The organism is Lysobacter yananisis (genome assembly GCF_031199375.1).
Classification (GTDB): Bacteria; Pseudomonadota; Gammaproteobacteria; order Xanthomonadales; family Xanthomonadaceae; genus Lysobacter; species Lysobacter yananisis.
On sequence record NZ_CP133568.1, the window covers coordinates 2,210,382 to 2,233,805 of the forward strand.

The following is a 23,424-nucleotide window of genomic DNA, read 5'->3' on the forward strand; positions in this document are numbered from 1 at the left end:
TAGAGACGACTCGGAGCGGCTGGCTCGCGCAAGAACGGTTCGCGACGGCCTGGGCCGCGCAAATAAACAATCGAGGCCGCCAGCTTCCGTAGAAACGACTCGGGGCGGCCAAGGCCGCCCCGAGTAAAAAAACACCGCGAAGCACGCTCAGCCCATCGAGCGCGAGCGGCTCTCGTTCTGCTGCTGGGCCAGTTGCTGGTCGCGCTGCGTTTCCTGTCCCCGCACCGAGCGGTCGACCTGCTCGGTGCTCGCCACCAGCGTCTGCTGCATGGCCTGCTCGGTCGGCACCGACACCGCGTTGTGGTGGACCGAGCGCGGATCGCCCTGGACCGCGAACAGGTGCTGTGCGTCCTTGCCGAGCACGACCTTGTCGATGTCGCGCAGGTTGCCGGCCACCGCAGCCGCTGTCAGCGCGCCGGCCGCGCGCGCGGTTGCGTCGTCGGACGGGCGGCCGTGGCGCGCGTCGATCTCGCTCATGCCGGCGAAGGCCTTGTTGAACATCGGGTTGTGCGAGTGGCCCGGTTCGTTGAGCAGCGGCGCGCCGGGCTGGCGCGCGTCGTTGGCGGACAGGCCCGGGAAGCGGATGTGCGGGATGTTGTTCTGCAACCGGTCCCAGCCGTCCTTGACCGCGCCGCGGACCTTGTCGCCGGCTTCCTGCAGGCGCTCGCCGGCGTCCTGCGCGCCGCGCTTGGCCTTGTCGTAGCCGTCCTGCACGCCCTGCTTGGCGCGGTCGTAGCCTTCCTGCACGCCGTGCTTGGCGCGGTCGTAACCTTCCTGCACGCCCTGCTTGGCCCGGTCGTAGCCATGCTGCACGCCCTGCTTGGCCTTCTCGTAGCCCTGCTGCACCCCTTCCTTGGCGTCCTCGTAGCGGTGCTTGATCTCGCGCTTGAGCACGTCGGGCATGCCCGCGGTCGGCTCCTTGGGCAGCTTCCAGTCCGAGAGGTCCTTGCCGTTGGTGATGACCGCGCGCATCTGGTAGATGTCGTGGCGGAACGAGTCGAACATGTCCTTGTTCTTGGCGTAGGTCTGCCGGTTCGCGTCGCTGAGCAGCGGCGGCCCGGAGATGTCGTTCTGCTTGTAGAACTGGGTGACGCTGTGCGGATCGAAGCCGACCTTCTTGATGTCGGCGGCGAAGCCGGCGACGCCCTGGGTGCGCGGGTCCTGCTTGTCGGCCAGCAGGTCCTTGGCGTCCTTGTCGATCGCGTACAGACGCACTTCGCCCAGGTGCTTGCTGGCGGCGCTGACGATGTCGGTGGCGCGGGCGTGGTTGACGATGTCGAGCTTGGCGCCCTTGGGCAGGTGCAGGTCGAGGCTGGCCGCACCGTAGGCGTTGAAGGTCTCGCCGTGCAGGCCGTACTTGGCCGCGGTGGCCTGGGCCAGGGTGCCGCCCTGCGAATGGCCGGTGACCGAGACCTGCGCGGCGTGGCCGTTGACCGGATAGCGCTCGGCCAGCTTCATCGCCACTTCGGTCAGTTCGTTGGCGTGCTTGATCTGCGGATTGGTGCGGTTGAGCACCATGTTGCCGTTGCCGCCGACCCAGTCCTGCACGGCGCTGGTGAGGCCGCCTTCGGAACCGCGGTGGGCGACCACGATCTCGCCGGACTTCACGTCCTGGTAGATCGTGCCCTGGTAACCGCTGGCGAAATCCGACGAGGTCTTGAGGACCTTGTACTCGCGGCCCTCGACGGAAATCTTCGCGCCTTCCTGTTTGGCGCGGTCCTGGTAGCAGTCGTCAGCGAGGGAGGCGTAGGCGCGGCTGGGCAGCGTCATTGTTCGATCTTCCTGGACTGGAACACGACCTCGAAGTCCTCGGCGGACGGCGCGCGCTCGCCGGCGAGGGTCATGGGATGGAACTCGATGGGATCCGGCGACAGCGCGAACAGCGACTTCGGCGCGAACGTGACCTGCTGCGCGCCGCTGACGATGGCCTCGTTCCAGGTCTCGGTGGAGAACACCGCCGGCTGGGCGGTGAGGGTCGCGCCGACCGCGGTGAGCTTCCAGTGGCACACGCCCAGGCCGTAGTAGTCCTCGTCCAGCAGCGCGTCGGCGAAGAATTCGGCGCGGTACTCGGTGTCGGAGACCTTGCGGAACTGCAGCGGCACGGTTTCGCTGGGGCGGTTGCGCACGCCGGCCAGCGCGCGGGTCTGGTCGAGCGGGAGGCAGGCGTCCTGTTCGGCGGGAATGTCGAACTGGGCGCTGCCGGCGACCTGCTCGAACGCGCGCGGCGCGTTGCGCACGGTCATCACGACTTCGTACTTGTGCTGCGGATTCGGATTGGCCTTGACCTGCGGCGGTGGCACCGGTTGCTGGCAGGCGGCGGTCGAAACGGTCATCAAGGTCACCACTGAGGCAAGAAGAAAGGACTTCATGGGCGGCATGCGCGGGGTCTCAGGACAGCGGCCGGCCGCGGCGCGCGCGCGCCGGGGCGCGCCGTCTCGCGGCCGGGGCCGTACTGCGATGGTCGGGGGAAGGAAGCGGTCGGCGCCGCGTGGGCGCGGCCGCGCAAGACGGCGCGAGCGGATGCGGGGACGCTGCGGCGGACCCAGCTCGCCGACGGCGAGACGGCCTGGCGCGCAACGCAGGCGATTCGTCCTGAATCCATGGTGGGGCTCGCCGCGCCCAGTTCCAGGCGCGTAGTGTGACGAGTATCGCTAAGCGGCCCGCGTGCGGCAAGCCAGGGCGGGATGGCGGCGCCTGGCGCGTGCGCGAACGTGTCCGGCACCGCGGTCGTCGGCCCGCGAGCGCGTTCGCGCTCGCCGCAAACGACGAAGCCGCGGCCCGGAGGCCGCGGCTTCGCGTGAAGGGACGAATCCGCGCTCAGTACTTGGCGATGCCGCCGCCCAGATCGGCCCAGGCGTCGATCCCGCCGACCACGTTGTAGACCTCGCGGAAGCCGAGCTGGCGGAACTGCTCCGCCGCCTGCGCGCTGCGCCCGCCGCGGTGGCACAGGAACGCGATCGGCACGTCCTTGGGCAGGCCTTCCAGCGCGTCGGTGCCGTGGTCGAAGGTGTCGAAGGCGACATCGGCCTGGGCCAGCGCGCGTTCGTCGGCCGGGCGCACGTCGATCAGGCGCAGGCTGCCGGCCTGCACGCGCTCGCGCACCTGCGCCGGCGCGATCGAACGCACCGCCGGCGGCGCGTTCGGATTGGTGATGACCAGGCCGCGGCCGCGTTCGTCGTCGGCCCAGTCGATCGACACGCCGTCGGCGCGGCGCGCGTTGATCCAGTCGGTCTGCACGCGCACGCCGTCGATCTCCACCGCGACCGCGTCGGCGTCGGCCGGCGCCAGCTGCAGGCGCACGTTGTGGCGCGCGTCGACTTCCAGCTGCACCGCATAGCCTTCGCCCGCGCCGGCCACCGCCTCGCGCAGCATCTTCGCCGCGGCCGGGCTGATCTCCAGCTTCGGCGGGCTGCGGTCGGGCGCGGCCAGGCCGAGCAGGCCGTGCAGTTCGCCGTTGCCGGCCATCTGCAAGATGATGTCGCTGCCGCCGACCAGCTGGCCGTCGATGTACAGCTGCGGGATCGTCGGCCACTCGCCGTAGGCCTTGATGCCCTCGCGGATCTCGCCGTCGCCGAGCACGTCCACATGCGCATAGCCCTGTGGCAGCAGCGCGTTGAGGGTGCCGGCGGCCTTGGCCGAGAAGCCGCACTGCGGCGCGTCCGGCGCGCCCTTCATGAACAACACGACGCGGTTGGACTGGAGCAGGGATTCGATGCGCGAACGCAGTTCGGGAGTGAGGGACATGGAGTTGGCGGAAGCTGACGGAAGTCCTGGGCACATGGGGGCGCCGGCGCGGCGATGCAAGTAGGCAGCGGCGGGCTGGCCTGGGGGCTTGCCGGCGTGGGAAGGTCCGCGAAGGCCCGAACGCCACGCTCCCCCGGGCGCGCCGTGAGGCCGTTGTGGCAGGGCCTTCAGGCCCAACGCTTTCGTTTCCGCCGCCGCATTCTCGCCACCGGCACAACCGCCCTGGCCGCCAGCCAAGTCGTCGCCGCCGCCTGCCTCGCCCGTGACGAAGCCTGCGCAGCCACCGTGCCCCGGCGCGCGCGCCCGGCTACGATGATCGCCCCCGCCGGAGTCCCCGTTCGCCGATGAACCCCACGGTCCCGCACCGCCCGCCGCGCCACCCCGAGGCCGCGCCGTGGCTGTTCGCGGCCTCGCAACTGGCCGTGCTCGGCCTGTGGTGGGCGGCCGGCTGGAAGATCGGCCTGGCGGCGCTGGCGCTGAGCCACGCGGCGATGCTCTGGGGCACGTTGCGCCCCGGCTCGGCCTTGTTCAGCCCGGTGTTGCGGCGCCTGCCCACGCGCGAGCCGGTGGTCTGGCTGACCATCGACGACGGCCCGTCCGACGACACCGCCGCGATGCTCGACCTGCTCGACGCGCACGGCGCCAAGGCGACCTTCTTCGTCGTCGCCGAGCGCGCGCGTGCGCGGCCCGAGCTGCTGGCCCGGATCGTGCAGCGCGGCCATGGCGTCGGCCACCACAGCGGCAGCCATCCGTCGGCCGCGTTCTGGCGGCTGGGCCCGGCGGCGATGCGGCGCGAGATCGAGGAAGCCGACCGGACCTTGCGCGAATTGTTGCCGGGCTATCGGCTGCAATGGTTCCGCGCCGTGGTCGGCATGGCCAATCCCTTCGTCGCGCGCGGGCTCAAGCGCTGCGGCCTGGCGCGGGTGGCGTGGAGCGCGCGCGGCTTCGACGCGGTGGCGGCGGACCCGGCGCGGGTGGTGGCGCGGGTCGAGCGCGGTCTGGCGCCGGGAGCGATCGTGCTGATGCACGAAGGCGCCGGGCATGGGCGCAGCGTGGAGACGATGGCGGCGTTGCTGGCGCGGTTGCAGGCGTTGGGGTATCGCTGCGTGTTGCCCGAAGTGCGGGAGTAAGCGTTCGTTTCGCGGGCGTGGCGCGATCATGCCGGGCCGCATTCGCCTTCATTCCAGCGAAAGCTGGAATCCATTTTGTTGCTGTTGCTGTTGCCGTTGGCTTGGACGCAACCCCGACCGAAGCCCTTGTTTCGCAGACCCGGAGGGCGCGCGCATGGATGCGCGCGTGCGCCGTAGGGGCATGGATGCCCTTTACGGCGCATCCCCGCACCCGGAGCTGGACCTAGTGGCTTTTGACCTTAAACAAGCGTTTTTCTTTGGCTGCTGGTCTCTAACCTCAAGTGCATCACCTCAGTGAGGCACTGTGAATGGGCCAGCAGTATTCACATCTGAGCGCAGAAGAGCGCGGAGCCATCATGGTCTTGATCGCCCAAGGGGCGAGCGGACGGCAAATCGCCCAGACGTTGGGTCGGGCGCAAAGCACCATCGCTCGCGAGTTGCGCCGTAATGGGTTTCGGTCCCATTCGGGGCCGCCGCTGCGCGGACGCCCCCGTTTCGACCCTGGCTACGATGCGACCCGGGCGGGCCGGCGGGCCCAACGGCTGCGTCGGCGGGCGCGGGTGCGCCGCAAGCTGCGACGCGACACCGTGCTGTGGCGACGCGTGCGCTATTGGCTGGAACGGTGCTGGTCGCCGCAACAGATTGCCGACAAACTGCGGGATCTGTACCCGGACCGGCCCTGGCTGCGCGTGTCGCACGAAACGATCTATACCGCGATTTATGCGATGCCGCGCGGCGAATTGCGCCGCCAGGTGACCCGTCTGCTGCGGCAGGGGCGCAAGTCCGGCCGCCGCACGCGCCAGGGAATCGACGCCCGCGGCCATCTGCCGGATCTACCCAACATCCGCCTGCGGCCGCCGGCCGCGCATGAGCGCCTGATGCCGGGGCATTGGGAGGGCGACCTGATCGTGGGCGCGCACAATCGCTCGGCGATTGGGGTATTGGTCTGCCGCCGCACCTTGTACGTCAAGCTGGTCAAGCTCGCCGACGCGACCGCGCACACGGTGCTGGAGGCCTTCAGCTCGGCGTTCGAAGGTGTGCCGGAAAGTTTGAAGAAGACCTTGACCTACGACCAGGGCAAGGAAATGGCATCGCATCGGCAGTTGAGCGAACGCACTGGTTTAGCGATCTACTTCGCCGACCCCCATAGCCCGTGGCAACGCGGAACCTGCGAAAACACCAACGGCTTGTTGCGGCAATACTTTCCCAAGGGCACCGATCTGTCGGTGCATTCTGCGCAGCGCCTCAAAGAGGTGGCGTGGGAAATGAACAACCGCCCCCGTCGTAGCCTGGGCAGGCGCTCGCCCGTCGAGGTGCTCTATGAGGAACTCAAAAACCCGCGGGCGCAGGGTGATGCACTTGGACATTGACTCCGCCGCTACTTTCTTTTGTCGCGCTGACAAAAGAAAGTAGCTCGGCCGCTTGCGGACGAAAGCTTTTGACGGTGGCTTGTCGTCGCGCGAAACATCGGTAACGGCGAAAGCAGCAGCAACGTCAACATGGGTTCCGGCTTTCGCCGGAATGACGGGCGAGGGGTTGCGTATCCGACTGTAGGAGCGGCGCGAGCCGCGACCGCGCCAACACAACTACGGCGAAACGTTCGTAATCGTCGCGATGGCGCGGTCGCGGCTTGCGCCGCTCCTACAGGGGGCGTGCCGCGGTGGGTTCGTCTTTGCGTGTGCGTACGGGTGACGACAAGCGAAGATCAAGAGCTTCCGTCCGCAAGCGGCCGGGTCACTTTCTTTGTCTGAAGCCACAAAGAAAGTAACCAAAGAAAAGGCCTTATCTTTTTCGGATCAAGAGCCACTATGGCTCGAAAGGCGCGCGGGGCCGCGCCATAAGGGGCATCCTACCCCATGGCGCGCGTGCGCATCCATGCGCACGCCCTCCGGGGCTTCGAGACGTGTGCTTTTCGTGGGGTTGCGTCCGAGCGAATAGCAACGGCAATGGCAACAGCAACGGCAAAATGGATTCCGGCTTTCGCCGGAACGACGGGCTGGCGTCGTGCGTGGGCGCGGTTCTTGCAGCCGGATGCGATGCGGCCGCAGCCCCTGTAGGAGCGGCGCAAGCCGCGACCGCGAAAATCCGATCGCGACGAAAGCCGTCCCGCGTCGCTGGCACCGGCAGGCGCGCCCGCCACCGCGAAGCAGGCCGCAACCCGCAGCCGATCACTCCCTCGCCGCGACGATCCGCCAGTTGTTGAACGGCGTGCGCCCGAACATCGGCGCGAACTCCACCCGCAAGCCGGCGGCCTGCAAGCGCGCGCGCAAGGCCTCGCCGTCGGGGTAGTAGCGCGGGGTCGCGTTCATCCAGCCCAGCGCGCGCGAGAACAGATCCACCGCGCGGGTCACCCGCGCGCGGCCGGTGCCGTCGTCCAGGCCGGTGCGGATCACCAGGCGCGCGCCGGGCACCAGCATCGCGATCATCGCGTCGATCGCGCGCGCCTGGGCCGGGTAGGGGATGAACTGCAGCACGTCCAGGATCGCCACGCTGCCGCGGTGTTCGGGCAGTTCGCGCGACAGGTCCATGACCGCGAAGCCGGCGCCGTCGAGGCCGACCCGGGCGGCGGCGCGGCCGGCGCGGCGGATCTTGGCGGCGTCGCTGTCGACGCCGCGGTAGGGCAGGGCGATGCCGTCGGCGCGCAGGGTATGGGCGAGCAGGCCCAGGCCGCAGCCCAGGTCCAGCAGCGGCGCGCGGGTGCCGCGCAGCGCCTGGCTGACGCCGGGGTAGAGCGGGTCGCTGCCGAGCTTGGCCCGGCTGTAGTAGTAGTCCCAGCGATTGCCGAGCGGATGCTCGGGCAGGTAGGCGCGGGCGATCCGCACGGCCTGGCCGGGGGGCATGGCTTGTACCGCTGAAGTCATTCGGGTCGGAGGTTCCCCCGGCGTCGTCGTCGCCGGTGCCCGCAGTGTGGCACCGGCCGGCCCCGGGCGAAAACCGCGGTTTGCGGCCGCGGCGGCGGGTATTACCAATGAACACATTCGTCGCCGCAGCGCGGGGCCGCGCGGCACGGCCGTCGAACGCTGCGAGAGTGGCGCGGGGCTTGGTTGCGCGTCAGGCGGGGCGCTTCAGGAGCAGCGCTTCAGGAGCAGCGCGCAACGGCCTGATCGGGACGAGGCCCCGGCGAGGCGGCCGCCGCAGTCCGGCCGTCCCGTGCCGCCGCTCAGCCCTGCCGCAACAGGCCTTCGGCCACCGGCAACGCCAGCTCGGTCCAGCGCGCGTACATCTGCGCCGAGGGATGCAGCCCGTCGTCGGCCAGCATCGCCGGCTGCGCGGCGAGTTCGCGCGAGAGCGGGGCGATGTCGACGAAGGCCACGCCGTGGCGCGCGCAGATCTCGCCGGCGGTGATGTTGAACACGTCGAGCTCGGCGCCGATGGTCGCCGCGCCGCGCTTGTCCTGGGCGCCGAACGGGGTCGCGCCCCAGTCGGGGATGGCCAGCGCCAGGACCCGGTCGGGCCGGCCGCGGGCGTAGCCGATCGCGCGTTCCAGCAGTTGCCGGTACTCGCCGGCGTACTGCGCGGCGCTGCGGCCGCGGTATTGGTTGTTGACCCCGATCAGCAGGCTGACGAAGTCCCAGTCGCCCAGCGGTTCGGCCAGGTCCAGCGCCAGCGCCAGCTCGTCGGTGGTCCAGCCGGTGGTGGCGATGATGCGCGGCGCGGCCAGCGCGACGCCGCGCGCGCGCAGGCCGGCGGCCAGCTGCACCGGCCAGCGTCCGGCTTCGGGCACCGCCTCGCCGATGCTGTAGCTGTCGCCCAGCGCCAGGTAGGACTGCGCCATCGGCGGCTCAGGCCACGGCGGCGCGCGGCGCGCCGGCGCGTTCGGCGTAGCGGTCGAGCACGCGCTCGATCCGACCGAACACCTCGCGCACGTCTTCCGGCTGCGGCAGCAGGGTCACGCGGAAATGGTTGCGGTAGGGCACGTTGAAGCTCGAGCCGGGGACCACCAGCACGTCCTCGGTCTCCAGCAGTTCCAGCGCGAACTGGTGGTCGTCGAAGCCCTGCGCGGCCGCGCCGGTCACCGACGGGAACGCGTACAGCGCGCCGGCCGGGACCACCAGCTGCAGGTGCCGGCTGGCTTCGACCGCTTCGACCACCGCGCGCCGCGCCTCGAACAGGCGCCCGCCGGGCCGGCACAGCGGGGTGATGGTGTCGGTGCCGTCGAGCGCGGCCTCGATCGCGAACTGGCCCGGCACGTTGGCGCACAGGCGCAGCGCGCCGAGCAGGTCCATCGCATGGTGGAAATCGCCGCTGGCGACCGGATCGCCCGACAGCACCGCCCAGCCGACCCGCCAGCCGCAGGCGCGGTGGACCTTGGACAGGCCGCCGAAGCTCAGGCACGGCAGGTCGCCGGCGATCGGCGCGACCGGCACGAACTGGGCGCCGTCGTAAAGGATCGAGTCGTAGATCTCGTCGCACATCAGCAGCAGCTTGTGCTTGGCGGCGATGGCGACGATGCGTTCGATCAGCTCGCGCGGATAGGCCGCGCCGGTTGGGTTGTTCGGGTTGATCAGCACGATCGCGCGGGTGCGGCTGGAGACCAGTTGCTCGATCTCGTCCGGATCGGGCAGGAAGCCGTTCTCCGGCTGGCAGCGGTAGTACACCGGGCGGCCGTCGTTGAGGATGGTCGCGGCCGACCACAGCGGGTAGTCGGGCGAGGGCAGCAGCACTTCGTCGCCGGGATTGAGCAGCGCGCGCAGCGACAGGTCGATCAGCTCGCTGACGCCGTTGCCGACGAACACCCGCTCGGGCGAGGCGTTGGGCGTGCCGCGGCGCTTGTGGAACGCGGCGATGGCCTCGCGCGCGGCCGGCAGGCCCTGCTGGTGGGTGTAGGGATCGGTGTCGGCGATGCGTTCGGCGATGGCGCGCTGCAGGTGTTCCGGGGCGCGGAAACCGAACGCGCCGGGGTTGCCGATGTTGAGCTTGATCTGCTTGCGTCCCTGGGCCTCCAACTCGCGAGCTCGCCGGGCCAATTCACCGCGGATTTCGTAACGGACTTCGGAAAGGCGTTCGCGGGTCTTCAGGGGCGGCAAGGACATCGGGGCGTCACATGGGAAAGTGGATGAACGTCCAGACTAGCCGAATCCGCCCTGGTAAACAGCCTGAATCGAGCTTCCCGGTACGGCGCGGGGCGCGAGCGGGCGCGGAAAAAGCCGAGCCCGGGCCGCGGTCGCGGTCGTGCAAACGTTTTCCCCAGCGATGTCCCTGGCCGGCGCGGATCGTTCCGGGCGCGCCGAAATCCAACCGCGCAACGGCAAAACCGGCGAGCGGGCTATGTAGAATCGCGCCATGCCCAACCGCCTCCCGCGCCTTTGATCCCCGAACTGGCCGCCTTGCAGGCGATCGGTTGGCCGCTCCCGGCCGAGCCGGCCGACGCAGTTCCCTCCGATTCCGCGCTGTCCGACCCTGGCCTGGCCGCTGCCGCAACGTCCGCGCCGCCCGGCGACGACCCGGCCTGGCGCCGGCTCCTGGCCGAGCATCCCCAGGCCCGCCCGGCGCGGGTGATCGAGCAGCACCGCAGCGGCTACGTGGTCTCCGACGGCCCCGACAGCGCCGGCTTCCCGGTCGATTCGCTGCCCGAGTGGCAGCGGCCGCGGTTCCCGCCGGAGCAGCGCCCGGGCGTCGGCGACTGGCTGCTGATCGAACGCGCCGGTTCGCGCGACAAGGTCGTGGCGCTGTTGCCGCGGCACAGCGCGATCAAGCGCGGCGCTGCCGGCGAGCACTACAAGCAGCAACTGATCGCCGCCAACATCGACACCGTGTTCGTGGTCTGCGGCCTGGACGCGGACTTCAACCCGCGCCGGATCGAGCGCTACCTGCTGCTGGTGCGCGGCGGCGCCGAGCCGGTGATCGTGCTGACCAAGGCCGACGCCGCGCTGGCGGCCGATCCCGAGGCGGTGGCGCTGGCCACCGGCGCGCTGGTCGAACTCAGCCAGGGCATCCAGGTGCGCGCGGTCAACGCGCGCGACCGCGACGGCGTGCTCGCGGCGCTGTCGCCGTGGCTGGGCCCGGGCCGCACCGTGGTGCTGGTCGGCTCGTCCGGCGCCGGCAAGTCGACCATCACCAACAGCCTGCTCGGCAGCGACAGGATGAAGACCGGCGCGGTGCGCGAGAGCGACGCGCGCGGCCGCCACACCACCACCCACCGCGCGCTGATCCCGCTGCCGTCGGGCGCCTGCCTGATCGACACGCCGGGCATGCGCGAGCTCAAGCCGACCGGCGAGGAAGACATCGGCGAGAACTTCGCCGATGTCGAGGCCCTGGCCGAGCAGTGCAAGTTCCGCGATTGCTCGCACCACCGCGAGCCCGGCTGCGCGGTGCGCGCGGCGATCGAGGCCGGCAAGCTCGACCCGCAGCGCTTCGCCAACTACCTGAAGCTGCGCGAGGAAGTCGCCGGCGCGGCCAATAAGCTGGCCAACCGGCGCGCGCAGAAGTCCGAGGAGAAGGTCCTCGGCAAGGCCCTGAACAAGCGCCTGGACGAGAAATATGGGCGGCACTGAGCGAGCGCCGCGCGTCTCCCGCGCCGGCTTGCCGCGTTCCGCGTCCCTCCCCTTTCCCCCGAGCCCAGAGGCCGCCGCATGAGCGCCCTCCCGATCGAACTGTCGCCCGACCTGCAGCACCATGCCGAACTCGACGCGCGCATGGTCCGCGCCGCGCGCGGGATCAAGCTGCTGACCATGGCCAGCTGGCCGGCCGGCCTGGAGGTGAAGTTCCTGGCCGACTACGCGCGCGGCGCGGCGACGCTGCCGGTCATCGACTATCCCAGGCACGACTTCAGCGAAGTCCGTGCCGAGCTGGAGGCGATCGCCCAGGCCGCCGATCCGGACCATCCGCTCGGCGAGTACCTGATCGAATCGGCGCATTCCTGGGGCATCGCCGCGCAGTTGCTCGAATGCCTGGGCACCCGCCGGGTCACCGATTATTCGGTGCAGCTGTTCGGCAAGCCCGACGTGGCGCTGCCGGGCCAGGGCCCGAGCACGCGCGAGGCCGCCAACCACTTCATTTCCATCGCCAACGAGCTCGACCGCGAACTGATGTCGCCGGCCGAGACCGTGCAGATCTCGGCGACCGCGCTGAGCCTGCAACTGCAGCGCGACCTCGACGACTACTTCGACAGCCGGGTGATCGACGTGGTGCTGGACCCCGACCTGATCGCCAAGGCCGCCGCCGGCGCCACCCGCATCCGCCTGCGCAGCGGCGCGGCCTTCAGCGACTACGACCGCCACCAGCTGCTGCAGCACGAAGCCTTCGTGCATTCGCTGACCGCGCTCAACGGACGCCTGCAGCCGGTGCTGCCGAGCCTTGCGCTGTCCTCGCCGCGCAGCACCGCGACCCAGGAAGGGCTGGCGACCTTCGCCGAACAGATCACCGGCAGCATCGACATCGGCCGGATGAAGCGGCTGAGCCTGCGCATCGACGCGGTGGCGATGGCGCTGGACGGCGCCGACTTCATCCAGGTGTTCCGCTATTTCATCGACGCCGGGCAATCGCCCGACGACAGCTTCGCCTCGGCCCAGCGGGTGTTCCGCGGCGTGCCCACCGACGGCGGCGCGGCCTTCACCAAGGACACCGTCTACCTGCGCGGCCTGGTCGGCGTGCACACTTTCTTCCGCTGGGCGCTGCGCCAGCAGAAGCTGCACCTGTGCCGCTGGTTGTTCGCCGGCAAGATGACCCTCGGCGACGTGCAGCGCTTCGAGCCGCTGTTCCAGGCCGGCGTGCTGGCGCCGCCGCGCTGGATGCCGCCGTGGATCACCCGCGCCAACGGATTGGCGGGGATGCTGGCGTTTTCGTTGTTCGCCAACCGCATCCGCCTGGATCACATGGCCGAGGGCGATTTCAGCGAGATTGGGTGAGGCCGAGAAGTGGTTACAGGAGAGTGAGGAGTGAGCGGAGAGGCGTGAGGAGTGAGCAACAGCTCCAAGCCGACTGCGCTTGCCGCTTTCGCTCACTCCTCACTCCTCCACGCTCACTCCTATGCTTTCAACTCATCTGCAGGCCGCCATTGACCGCGTAATCGGCGCCGGTCACGAACGCCGCGTCGTCGCCGGCCAGCCACGCGCACAGGCTCGCGACTTCTTCGGGCTTGCCGAGCCGGCGCACCGGCACCGAGGCGGCCAGGCGGTCGAGCACGTCGGGCGGGAACGCGCTGATCGCGGCGCTGGCGACGTAGCCCGGCGAGATCGTGTTGACGGTGACCCCGCGCGCGGCGAACTCCTGCGCCAGCGCGCGGGTGAAGCCGTGCATCGCCGCCTTGGCGGTGGCGTAGTTGACCTGGCCGATCTGGCCCTTCTGCGCGCTGACCGAGCCGATGTTGACAATCCGGCCCCAGCCGCGCGCGGCCATGCCGTCGACGACCTGCTTGGTGATGTTGAACAAGGTGTTGAGGTTGCCGGCCATGACCGCGTTCCAGTCGTCGCGGCTCATCTGCCGGAACAGCACGTCGCGGGTGCCGCCGGCGTTGTTGACCAGCACGTCGACCTCGCCGACCTCGGCCTTGACCTTGGCGAACGCGGCGACGGTGGAATCCCAGTCGGCGGCGTTGCCTTCCGAGGCGATGAAGTCGTAGCCCAGCTCGCGCTGCTCGCGCAGCCAGCCGGCCTTGCGCGGCGAATTCGGCCCGCAACCGGCGACCACGGTGTGGCCGCTGTCGGCGAGCTTGCGGCAGATCGCGGTGCCCAGGCTGCCCATGCCGCTGGTGACGTAGGCGATGCGGAGAGTCATGTGCGCCTCTTTGGGGCGAGGAGTGAGCGGAGAGGAGTGAGGAGTGAGCAAGGGCAGCAGCAGGAGCAGGAGCGCTTTTCTCACTCCTCACTCCTCTCCGCTCACTCCTCGTGGCCGTCAGGCGGCGAAGGGATACAGCGCGAATCCGAGCGAAGCGAACATCAGCACCAGCGACACCATCACCGCCCATTTCAGGGTGAATTTCTGGTGGTCGGCGAAGTCCACGTTGGCCATGCCGACCAACAGATACGTCGACGGCACCAGCGGGCTCAGCAGGTGCACCGGCTGCCCGGCCAGCGAAGCGCGCGCCATCTCCACCGGGGTGATGCCGTAGTGACCGGCCGCTTCCGACAGGATCGGCAACACGCCGAAATAGAACGCGTCGTTGGACATGAAGAAGGTGAAGGGCATGCTGGCGATCGCGGTGATCACCGCCAGGTACGGGCCCCAGGCGTCGGGGATCACCGCCAGGAAGCTGCGCGACATCGCCTCGACCATGCCGGTGTTGGACAAAATCCCGGTGAAGATGCCGGCGGCGAAGATCAGCGACACCACGGCGAGCACGTTGCCGGCGTGGTTGCCGATGCGGCGGCGCTGTTCGGCGAGGTCGGGATAGTTGATCACCAGCGCGATCGCGAAGCCGATCATGAACAACACCGGCAGCGGCAGCAGGCCCAGGATCAGCGCCGCCATCAGCGCGGTGGTCAGGCCGGCGTTGACCCACAGCAGCTTCGGCCGCTTGGTGTCCTCGCTGTCGGCCAGGGTCGGCAGGTTGTCGCTGGCGGTGTCGAGCTCGGGATTCCAGTCGGCGGCGTGGCCGTGCAGGGTCACGATGCCCAGGCGCTTGCGTTCGCGCAGGCCGAGGTACCACGCCAGCAGCAGGATGCTCAGCAGCGACACCACCATCGCCGGGATCAGCGGCACGAACACTTCGCTGGGATCCACGTGCAGCGCGGTCGCCGCGCGCGCGGTCGGCCCGCCCCATGGGGTCAGGTTCATCACGCCGCTGGCCAGGATGGTTACGCAGGTCAGGTTCAAGGCGTTCATGCGCAGGCGCTGGAACAGCGGCAGCATCGCCGAGACGGTGATCATGTAGGTGGTCGAGCCGTCGCCGTCGAGCGAGATCAGCATCGCCAACACCGCGGTGCCGACCACGATCTTGACCGGATCGCCCTTCACCAGCTTGAGGATGCGCTTGACGATGGGGTCGAACAGGCCGGCGTCGATCATCACCCCGAAGTAGAGGATGGCGAACATCAGCATCACGCCGGTCGGCGCGATCTTCTTGATCCCCTCGATCATCATCTCGCCGATCCCGGCGCCGAAACCGCCGGCGAGGGCGAAGGCGATCGGGATCACGATCAGAGCCACCAGCGGCGACAGCCGCTTGCTCATGATCAAGTACATGAAGGTGAGGACCATGCCGAAGCCGAGGATCGTCAGCATTATTGGCTCCGTAAAGCGGGAAGTGAGCGAAGAGGAGTGAGGAGCGAGCGAAAGCCGGAGGGGAGGGGAACGCGCTCTCGCTCACTCCTCACTCCTCTACGCTCACTCCTGTCTTAGAAGTCGTACTGAAACCGCCCCGTCACCGCGCGCGTGCGGTCGAGCGTCACGCCGGCGAGCCGATCCCGATTGCGGCTCTCGATCCAGTCGAGCATGAAGCGCAGGTTCGCGCGCAGGTGCCAGTTCACGCCGACGCTGGTCTGCTCCATCGACACGTCGCTGAAGTCGGCCGCACCGTTGAGGTGCTGCTTGCCGCGGATGGTGTCGTAGCGCGCCGCGACCACCCAGGCGCCGTTCGGGCGCGACGGCTTGACCCGGCCGAAGCGGCCGGACTTGGTGTCGTAGGGCATGTTTTCGCCGGTGATGAACCAGCCGACGGTGGCGTAAGCCGAGCGGATCTCGCCGCGCTGGCTGCCGTCGTCGAAGTCCGCGCCGCTGAGTTCGGACTGCAGGTAGACCGGGCCGCGCGCCAGTGCGAACTCCAGTGAGTACTTGTCGACGTCGGTGTCGAGGCCGCGGTTGAAGTTGACCAGGGTCGCGCGGCTGTTGTCGGACAAATGCCCGGCCGGGCGCGGGGCGATGCGCAAGCCGTTGGCGCCGTCGCGGCCCGGGTGATCGTAATACTCGCGCGCCAGCGACAGGCCCAGGTGCAGCGCGTCGCCGGTGTCGTGGCGCGGCGCCCAGGTGCCGCGCGCGCCGAACGCGCGGCCCTTGACCTGCCACACGTCGATGCTTTCCAGGCTGTAGACGCTGCCGCCGACGGTGTAGTCGTCGCGCGCGGTGATCCAGGCCGCGCCGAGGCGGTACAGCGGCGCGACGGAGCTGGCGAACATGCTGCGCTCCATGAACACGCCGTAGTTCGAGCTGATCCGGTCGTCGAGGGTGAAGTACTGCTTGAACTGGCCGACGGTGAGCTTGCCGGCTTTGAAATCGCGGGTGACGTAGACGTCCTTGGCCTCGACGCTGTCGCCCTTGAACTCGTCCTGCAGGCCGGCGAAGTCGCCTTCGATCTTGTAGCCCCAGCCGTAGAACTTGCCCGACACGTCCAGCCACAGCCGGCGCACTTCGGTGTCGTCGGGGTTCGGCGCGCCGCGGCGGTCGTTGTCGAATTCGGCGAAATCCCAGTGGATGCGGCCGCCGAGTTCGGCGGTCACGGGGCGATCGTCGGCGCCTTCGGCGGCCGCGGCGGAGCCGGCGGACGCGGCGAGCAGGCACAGCGCGACGCACGCGCCGGCGTGGGGGGCAACAGCCATCGATTTCTCTCCCGACCCTTCTTTTCCCGCCTCTTTTCGCGCACAACGGCGCGATGGGCGCTTATAGTTGGGTCGGCCCGGACGGCCTGTCCCAACCCCTCCAGCGCAGGCTAGGCGGTCGAAGCTGTCAAAGACCTGTCATGGCGTGGGTCTGTCGCGGCGCTTCGGAGATTCGCGGACGGCATCGGACTTCGACACAGGCAGAGGACTACACCGAGTGCGCATCCTGCTCGTCGAAGACAACGCCGACCTCGCCGACGCCATCGTCCGGCGCATGCGCCGCGACGGCCACGCGGTGGACTGGCAGAGCGACGGGCTCAAGGCCGACAGCGTGCTGCGCTACCAGGGCTTCGACCTGATCGTGCTCGACATCGGCCTGCCGCGGCTCGACGGCCTGGGCCTGCTGGCCGGCCTGCGCGAGCGCGGCGACGCCACCCCGGTGCTGATGCTGACCGCGCGCGACGGCATCGACGACCGCGTGCGCGCGCTGGACTCCGGCGCCGACGACTACCTCAGCAAGCCCTTCGATTTCCGCGAATTCGAAGCGCGCTGCCGGGTGCTGCTGCGGCGCAACCGCGGCCAGGCCGCCGGCACGGTGCAGGTCGGCGGCTTCGCCTTCGACGCCGGCGCGCACCGGGTCACCCTGGACGGCGAGCCCATCGAGCTGCCGAACCGCGAGTTCCGCCTGCTCGAGATCCTGATCGGCAAGCTCGGCCAGGTGGTCAGCAAGGACGAGATCGGCAACGGTTTGTTCGGCTTCGACGATGAGGCCGGGCCGAACGCGATCGAGCTGTACGTCGGGCGCCTGCGCAAGAAGCTCGCGAGCGCGCCGCTGCGCATCGTCACCGTGCGCGGCGCGGGCTACATGATCGAGGCCGGCGCCGCGGCCGAAGGCGGCGGCGATGGCTGAGCCCGCGCGCGCGGCGGCCGGGCGCCGCGATTCGATCCGCAAGACCTTGCTGATCTATCTCGGCGCGTTGTCGCTGATCGGCGCCGCGCTGCTGTTCCTGGCCGCGCGCAGCTACGGCCGCGCCGCCGCCGACCGCTCCTACGACCACCTGCTGATCGCCTCGGCGCTGTCGATCGCCGATTCGGTCGCGCTGGTCGACGGTCAATGGCAGGTCGACCTGCCGTACGCCGCGCTCGACCTGCTGGCGATGGCGCCGGAGGACCGGGTGTTCTACCGCGTGTCCAGCCGCGAAGGGCAGGCGATCACCGGTTACGCCGATCTTCCGGCGCCGCCGAGCCCGCCGCGCGACGGCCAACCGCGTTTGTTCGATGCGATGTACCGCGGCGAAAACACCCGCTTCGTCGCGGTCTCGCGCTGGGTCGCCGGCCCTGCCGCGCAGGGCCAGGCCATCGTCCAGGTCGGCCAGACCCGGCGCGCGCGCGAGGCCTTGGCTGACGACATGGTGCTGCGCGCGCTGGTCGCGATCGTGGCGCTGTCGCTGGCGGCGCTGGCGCTGGTGTGGATCGGGGTGTATCGCGCGCTGCGGCCGCTGCAGCGGCTGGAGCGCGAGCTGTCCGAACGCGATCCCTCCGACCTGCGCCCGGTCGCGCGCGAGGTGCCGGCCGAACTCGACCAGACCGTGGAATCGCTGAACCGCTTCATGGCCCGGCTGGCGGCCAGCAACGAAACTCTGCGCGCGTTCATGGGCGAGGCCGCGCACCAGATGCGCACGCCGCTGGCCGCGCTGCGCGCGCAGGCGCAACTGGCTCTGGACGAGGACGACCCGGCCGAGCAGCGACGCAGCCTGGAGACCATCGAGCGCAACGCCAGCCACATGAGCCGCCTGCTCAACCAGTTGCTCAGCGACGCCAGCGCGATCCACAGAAGCCATCTGCAGCAGTTCGAAACCGTCGATCTGGCCGAACTGCTGCACCAAGCGATCTTCGAGGCGGTGCCGCAGTCCGGCCCGCGCCCGGACCTGCATCTGGCGCTGACCAGCGAAGCGCTGCGCGTGCGCGGCGACGCGCTGCTGCTGCGCGAGGCGATCAAGAACCTGATCGACAACGCGCTCAAGCACGGCCGCGCGCCGCTGCAGATCGCCCTGACCGCCGCCGGCGAAGGCGTCGCCGCGCCGACGGCCGTGCTGACCATCGCCGACCACGGCCCCGGCATCGCCCCCGCCGATGCCCAGACCGTGTTCGAGCGTTTCGCCCGCGGCCGCGACGCCGCCGCCGGCGGCGCCGGCCTGGGCCTGGCGATCGTCAAGCGCATCGTCGAAAGCCACGGCGGGGCGATCGATCTGAGCAATCGCGTGGGCGGCGGGTTGGTGGTGACGTTGCGGTTGCCGAGGACAGCGGTATGAGAAGTGAGCTGAGAGAAGTGAGGAGTGAGAAAAATCAAAGGCGTGCCGGGAGGCGGGCTGGCGCGTGGCTGCGCTTTTGCCTTTTCTCGCTCCTCACTCCTCTCGGCTCACTCCTCATTTTCCCCGCCGCCGCCGCCCCCGGCGACGTCCAAACCTTCAAAAGCCCGCAAACCACCACCGCCCGCCTGCGCATCCACGGCTCGACCGACATCGAGAACTTCGCCGCGGTCATCGCCGACTACCAGAAGCTCAGCCCGGGGACCCAGGTCGAATACTCGGATCTGGTCGCCCAGGACATCTACCGCCGCTATCTGCGCTCGGCGCCGCGCGATCGCGCCGACCTGCTGATCAGCAGCGGCATGGATCTGCAGACCAAGCTGGTCAACGACGGCCACGCCCTGGTCCACCGCTCGCCGGCCACCGCCGGGCTGCCCGCGTGGTCGCAGTGGCGGCACGAGGCCTTCGGCATCAGCTACGAGCCGATCGTCATCGTTTACAACAAACGTTTGCTGGCTCCGGCGCAGGTACCGCGCACCCGCCGCCAGTTGCTCGCGCTGCTGCGCGACCCGAAGGCGAAGCTGGCCGGGCGGGTCGGCACCTACGATGCCGGCCGCAGCAGCGTCGGCTATCTGTTGGCGACCCAGGACCATCAGCTCGGCAGCATGGCCGGGGCCTTGCAGGCCGCGCTCGGCGACAACGCGGTGGTGCTGGAGGAGCGCACCGGGCCACTGCTGGACCGGGTCGCGCGCGGCCAGTTGGCCCTGGCCTACAACGTGCTGGGCTCCTACGCCCAGGCCCGGATCGACGCCGGCGCCCCGCTCGGCATCGTCCTGCCCGAGGACTACACCCTGGTGCTGCTGCGCACCGCGCTGATCCCGCGCGAGGCCGCCAACGCGGTCGAGGCCGGCCGCTTCCTGGACTATCTGATCTCGCCGCGCGGCCAGGCGGTGCTGGCCCGCCAGGTCGGCCTGCAGCCGATCCGCTCGGCTAGCGGCGCGCCGCTGGCGCCGCAGGCCGGCGACGGCGCGCGGGTGCGCGCGCTGCGGCCGATCCCGCTCGGGCCGGGCCTGCTGGTGTACCTGGACGCGCTCAAGCGCCGGCAATTCCTCGACGCCTGGCGCAGCACCGTGCAGCCGCAGGGCGCCCGGCCCGGGACGCCGCCGCCGTGACCGCGCGGCGTCCATACCCCGGCGTCGGGCCGGCGGGCCGGTTGGGCGAGACGGGCCGGCCGACCGGGCAAAGCCGGCGCCTGACGCGGTCGCCGCAACCCGGTACAACTCCAAAGTACTAATGAACAGGTGCCGGCGGTCGCGCGAAACCGTCCGACGCATCCATTAGACTGCTGATCCAATCCACTTTCGCGCCCCTTGCCACGGCTGCCTTTGCGATGTCCGACAACGATCTGAAAACCGCCGCGCTCGACTACCACCGCCTCAGCCCGCCGGGCAAGATCAAGGTCACCGCGACCAAGCCGATGGTCACCCAGCGCGACCTGGCCCTGGCCTACTCGCCGGGCGTGGCCTACGCCTGCGAGGCCATCGTCGAAGACCCCAACACCGCCAGCGAGCTGACCGCGCGCGGCAACCTGGTGGCGGTGATCAGCAACGGCACCGCCGTGCTCGGCCTCGGCGACATCGGCCCGCTGGCCGGCAAGCCGGTGATGGAAGGCAAGGGCGTGCTGTTCCAGAAGTTCGCCGGCATCGACGTGTTCGACATCGAAATCGACGAGCGCGACCCCGACAAGCTGGTCGACATCATCGCCTCGCTGGAGCCGACCTTCGGCGGCATCAACCTCGAAGACATCAAGGCGCCGGAGTGCTTCATCGTCGAGCGCAAGCTGCGCGAGCGGATGAAGATCCCGGTGTTCCACGACGACCAGCACGGCACCGCGATCATCGTCGGCTCCGCCGTGCTCAACGCGCTGGAGATCGTCGGCAAGAACATCGCCGAAGTGAAGCTGGCCACCAGCGGCGCCGGCGCGGCCGGCATCGCATGCCTGGACATGCTGGTGGCGCTGGGCCTGAAGCCGGAGAACATCCTCGCGGTCGACCGCGACGGCGTGCTCTACACCGGCCGCGGCAAGATGGACCCGGACAAGGAGCGCTACGCGCGCGACACCGACAAGCGCACCCTGGCCGACATCGTCGCCGGCGCCGACATCTTCCTCGGCCTGTCGGCTGGCGGCGTGCTCAAGCCGGAGATGGTCGCGACCATGGCCGACAAGCCGGTGATCCTGGCCCTGGCCAACCCGTATCCGGAAATCCTGCCGGAAGACGCCAAGGCCGTGCGTCCGGACTGCATCGTCGCCACCGGCCGTTCGGACTACCCGAACCAGGTCAACAACGCGTTGTGCTTCCCCTACATCTTCCGCGGCGCGCTCGACGTCGGCGCGACGGTGATCAACGAGGACATGAAGCTGGCGTGCGTGCGTGCGATCGCGGCGCTGGCGCGGATGGAATCGTCGGACCTCGGCGGCGCCTACGGCGGCGACGTGCCGACCTTCGGCCCCGAATACCTGATCCCGCGCCCGTTCGACCCGCGCCTGCTGGTGATGCTGGCCCCGGCCGTGGCCAAGGCGGCGATGGACTCGGGCGTGGCGACGCGTCCGATCGTCGACATGGACGCCTACGAGGAAAAGCTCAGCCAGTACATCTACCGCACCGGCCTGCTGATGAAGCCGGTCTACGACCGCGCCCGCGCCGACCGCAAGCGCGTGGTCTACGCCGAGGGCGAGGAAGAGACCGTGCTGCGCGCGGTGCAGACGGTGATCGACGAGGAACTGGCGTTCCCGATCCTGATCGGCCGCCCCGACGTCATCGACACCCGGATCAAGCGCCTGGGCCTGCGCATGCGCGAGGGCGTGGACTTCGAGTTGACCAACATCAACGACGATCCGCGCTTCAACGAGTATTGGCAGCAGTACCACGCGCTGACCGAGCGCCGCGGCGTGACCCCGGCGGCGGCGAAGAACCTGCTGCGTTCGCGCCCGACGCTGATCGCGGCGCTGATGGTCGAGCGCGGCGAAGCCGACGCGATGATCTCCGGCATCGTCGGCCGCTTCCACAAGAAACTGGGCTACCTGCGCAGCATCTTCGACTTCGACCCGGGCGTGTCCGGCACCTCGGCGATGACCGGCGTGATCAACGACCAGGGCGCGTGGTTCTTCCTGGATACGCACGTGCAGGTCGACCCGACCGCCGAGCAGATCGCCGAAGCCACCCTGCAGGCGACCTACCGCCTGCGCCTGTTCGGCATCGAGCCGAAGGTGGCGCTGCTGTCGCACTCCAACTACGGCAGCCACGACAATCCGTCGGCGGCGAAGATGCGCAAGGTCCGCCAGATCATCCAGCAGCGCATGCCGAAGCTGGAGATGGACGGCGAAATGCAGGCCGACACCGCCTGGGACGACCTGCTGCGCAAGCGCATCTTCCCCAACGCGACCCTGCACGGCCGCGCCAACCTGTTCGTGCTGCCGAACCTGGACGCGGCGAACATCACCTACAACATGGTCCGGGTGATGACCGATGGCGTCGCCATCGGCCCGATCCTGATGGGCCTGGACAAGCCGGCGCACATCCTGACCCCGGCCTCGACGCCCCGACGAGTGGTCAACATGACCGCCATCGCGGCGGTAGACGCGCAGATCCGCACGGCGCGAGAATCGGGCCGAAAGGGCCTGGCCGAGCTGGGCGGAGCCTGACCGGATGACCGGGCGGGCGAAGGGGGCGCACTGAACGCGGTACTGACCGAACTGCCAGCGGTGAGCGCGCTGCCGGTGCTGGAATCCGTGGCCGAACCCCGGCCGCGGGTCAGCGTGCTGTTGCTGTGTTTCCGCGACGCGGACTACATCCGCGCCGCGCTCGACAGCGCCTTCGCCCAGACCGTGCCGTGCGAGATCATCGTCTCCAACGATTGTTCCGGCGACGGCACCTTCGAGATCGCCGAGGAGCTGGTCGCCGCCTACCGCGGCCCGCACCGCGTGCACGTGCGCAAGACCGAGCGCAACCTCGGCGTCTCGGCGCACTTCAACGACGTGATGGCGCTGGCCAGCGGCGAGATCATCGTGATGATGGCCGGCGACGACATCGCCTACCCCGAGCGGGTGGCGACGATCGTGCGCGCCTTCGACGAGCACCCCGGCGCGACCGTGCTGGGCAGCGACTTCGACGCCATCGGCAGCCACGGCGAGCCGATCCGGGTCAGTTTCCGCCAGCGCCCGCAGCGCTACGACTTCGACTATTACGTGCGCATCGGCCGGCTGATCGGCCTGCTCGGCGCGACCATGGCGTTCCGGCGCGAGGTCTACGACCGCTTCGGCCCGCTGCTCGGCCCGATCGAGGACAACGCGCTGAGCCTGCGCGGCGCCTTGCTCGGCCAATCCTTGAACCTGCGCCAGCCGCTGATCCAGTACCGCCGCCACCCCGGCAGCGTCAGCGGCACCGTGTTCGCCCGCGACGAACCGCGCGCGCTGGCGACCCGGCGCCGCTACGAGCGCACCGTGCAGTTCTACCGCGGCACCGCCGACGACCTGGAAGCCTGCCTGCGCAAGATGCCGGAACTGCCGCGCAGCAAGCGCCGCCTGGCCGAACAGGTGCTGGCGATGTACCGCATCGAAGCCGACGCGCGCGAAGCGATCCTGCTGCAACCGCGCTGGCGCTGGCTCGGCCCGGTGCTGCGCGGCCTCGGCCAGCGCGGCCTGCGGCGCAAGAGCGCCGAACGCGCGCTCAAGCTGCTGCTGCCGCGGTCGTGGTTCGGGTTGCGCTGATT

The 23,424-nt window shown here is 69.7% G+C and carries 18 protein-coding genes; 9 read left to right on the forward strand and 9 right to left on the reverse strand.

The features are described 5' to 3' along the window. Positions 1–147 precede the first annotated feature (147 nt). From RDV84_RS09295 to grxD, 3 genes are all read right to left on the reverse strand, one after another. Complete coding sequence (locus RDV84_RS09295; RefSeq protein ID WP_309153172.1) at positions 148–1,770, reverse strand: XVIPCD domain-containing protein; 1,623 nt, start codon at positions 1,768–1,770, stop codon at positions 148–150. Continuing rightward, positions 1,767–2,333 (reverse strand): hypothetical protein, encoded by a 567-nt coding sequence (locus RDV84_RS09300; protein ID WP_078996905.1) that lies wholly within the window; start codon positions 2,331–2,333, stop codon positions 1,767–1,769. Before RDV84_RS09300 ends, RDV84_RS09295 begins: the two co-directional genes overlap by 4 nt. A 484-nt stretch (positions 2,334–2,817) precedes the next feature. Then, positions 2,818–3,744 (reverse strand): Grx4 family monothiol glutaredoxin, encoded by a 927-nt coding sequence (gene grxD, locus RDV84_RS09305; protein WP_309153174.1) that lies wholly within the window; start codon positions 3,742–3,744, stop codon positions 2,818–2,820. A gap of 344 nt (positions 3,745–4,088) precedes the next feature. Here grxD and RDV84_RS09310 point away from each other — a divergent pair, with 344 nt between their 5' ends. Both RDV84_RS09310 and RDV84_RS09315 read left to right on the forward strand, forming a co-directional pair. Then, positions 4,089–4,874, forward strand: coding sequence for a polysaccharide deacetylase family protein (locus tag RDV84_RS09310; RefSeq protein ID WP_309153176.1), 786 nt, complete (start codon positions 4,089–4,091; stop codon positions 4,872–4,874). Positions 4,875–5,182: 308 nt separating this feature from the next. Beyond that, positions 5,183–6,244: an IS30 family transposase gene (locus RDV84_RS09315; protein WP_309151652.1), complete on the forward strand. Its 1,062-nt coding sequence runs from the start codon at positions 5,183–5,185 to the stop codon at positions 6,242–6,244. Between the two features lie 798 nt (positions 6,245–7,042). On the opposite strand, the gene RDV84_RS09320 is transcribed toward RDV84_RS09315, so the two are convergent. From RDV84_RS09320 to RDV84_RS09330, 3 genes are all read right to left on the reverse strand, one after another. Beyond that, positions 7,043–7,714, reverse strand: coding sequence for a methyltransferase domain-containing protein (locus tag RDV84_RS09320; RefSeq protein WP_057949318.1), 672 nt, complete (start codon positions 7,712–7,714; stop codon positions 7,043–7,045). A 320-nt stretch (positions 7,715–8,034) separates the two neighbouring features. Next, positions 8,035–8,649, reverse strand: coding sequence for an SGNH/GDSL hydrolase family protein (locus RDV84_RS09325; RefSeq protein ID WP_309153178.1), 615 nt, complete (start codon positions 8,647–8,649; stop codon positions 8,035–8,037). Between the two features lie 7 nt (positions 8,650–8,656). Next, positions 8,657–9,907 carry a pyridoxal phosphate-dependent aminotransferase gene (locus RDV84_RS09330; RefSeq protein ID WP_057949316.1) on the reverse strand — a complete coding sequence of 417 codons (1,251 nt, stop codon included), beginning with the start codon at positions 9,905–9,907 and terminating at the stop codon, positions 8,657–8,659. A gap of 273 nt (positions 9,908–10,180) precedes the next feature. Here RDV84_RS09330 and rsgA point away from each other — a divergent pair, with 273 nt between their 5' ends. Both rsgA and RDV84_RS09340 read left to right on the forward strand, forming a co-directional pair. Beyond that, positions 10,181–11,368 carry a ribosome small subunit-dependent GTPase A gene (gene rsgA / locus RDV84_RS09335; protein ID WP_425606287.1) on the forward strand — a complete coding sequence of 396 codons (1,188 nt, stop codon included), beginning with the start codon at positions 10,181–10,183 and terminating at the stop codon, positions 11,366–11,368. A gap of 78 nt (positions 11,369–11,446) precedes the next feature. Further along, positions 11,447–12,721: a flavohemoglobin expression-modulating QEGLA motif protein gene (locus RDV84_RS09340; RefSeq protein WP_309153179.1), complete on the forward strand. Its 1,275-nt coding sequence runs from the start codon at positions 11,447–11,449 to the stop codon at positions 12,719–12,721. Between the two features lie 127 nt (positions 12,722–12,848). On the opposite strand, the gene phbB is transcribed toward RDV84_RS09340, so the two are convergent. The 3 genes from phbB to RDV84_RS09355 all read right to left on the reverse strand — a co-directional run bounded on the left by phbB (position 12,849) and on the right by RDV84_RS09355 (position 16,345). Further along, on the reverse strand, positions 12,849–13,589 hold the full coding sequence (phbB, locus tag RDV84_RS09345) for an acetoacetyl-CoA reductase (RefSeq protein ID WP_309153180.1): 741 nt from the start codon (positions 13,587–13,589) through the stop codon (positions 12,849–12,851). A 117-nt stretch (positions 13,590–13,706) separates the two neighbouring features. After that, a complete protein-coding gene (locus RDV84_RS09350) occupies positions 13,707–15,035 on the reverse strand; it encodes a CitMHS family transporter (protein ID WP_078997452.1) in 1,329 nt (442 codons plus the stop codon). A 113-nt stretch (positions 15,036–15,148) separates the two neighbouring features. Then, positions 15,149–16,345: an OprO/OprP family phosphate-selective porin gene (locus tag RDV84_RS09355; RefSeq protein ID WP_309153181.1), complete on the reverse strand. Its 1,197-nt coding sequence runs from the start codon at positions 16,343–16,345 to the stop codon at positions 15,149–15,151. Positions 16,346–16,562: 217 nt separating this feature from the next. On the opposite strand from RDV84_RS09355, the gene RDV84_RS09360 reads away from it, so the two are divergent. The 5 genes from RDV84_RS09360 (at position 16,563) to RDV84_RS09380 (ending at position 23,422) form a co-directional block, all read left to right on the forward strand. After that, positions 16,563–17,255, forward strand: coding sequence for a response regulator transcription factor (locus RDV84_RS09360; RefSeq protein ID WP_078997450.1), 693 nt, complete (start codon positions 16,563–16,565; stop codon positions 17,253–17,255). Continuing rightward, entirely contained in the window at positions 17,248–18,657 is a 1,410-nt protein-coding gene (locus RDV84_RS09365; protein ID WP_309153183.1) for a sensor histidine kinase, read from the forward strand. The genes RDV84_RS09360 and RDV84_RS09365 overlap by 8 nt, the downstream gene beginning before the upstream one ends. Further along, entirely contained in the window at positions 18,654–19,826 is a 1,173-nt protein-coding gene (locus tag RDV84_RS09370; RefSeq protein ID WP_309153185.1) for an ABC transporter substrate-binding protein, read from the forward strand. Before RDV84_RS09365 ends, RDV84_RS09370 begins: the two co-directional genes overlap by 4 nt. Before the next feature lie 218 nt (positions 19,827–20,044). Further along, positions 20,045–22,357, forward strand: a complete 2,313-nt coding sequence (locus RDV84_RS09375; protein WP_057949308.1) for an NADP-dependent malic enzyme — start codon at positions 20,045–20,047, stop codon at positions 22,355–22,357. Positions 22,358–22,417: 60 nt separating this feature from the next. Beyond that, positions 22,418–23,422: a glycosyltransferase gene (locus tag RDV84_RS09380; RefSeq protein WP_309153187.1), complete on the forward strand. Its 1,005-nt coding sequence runs from the start codon at positions 22,418–22,420 to the stop codon at positions 23,420–23,422. The last annotated feature ends 2 nt before the right edge of the window (positions 23,423–23,424 follow it).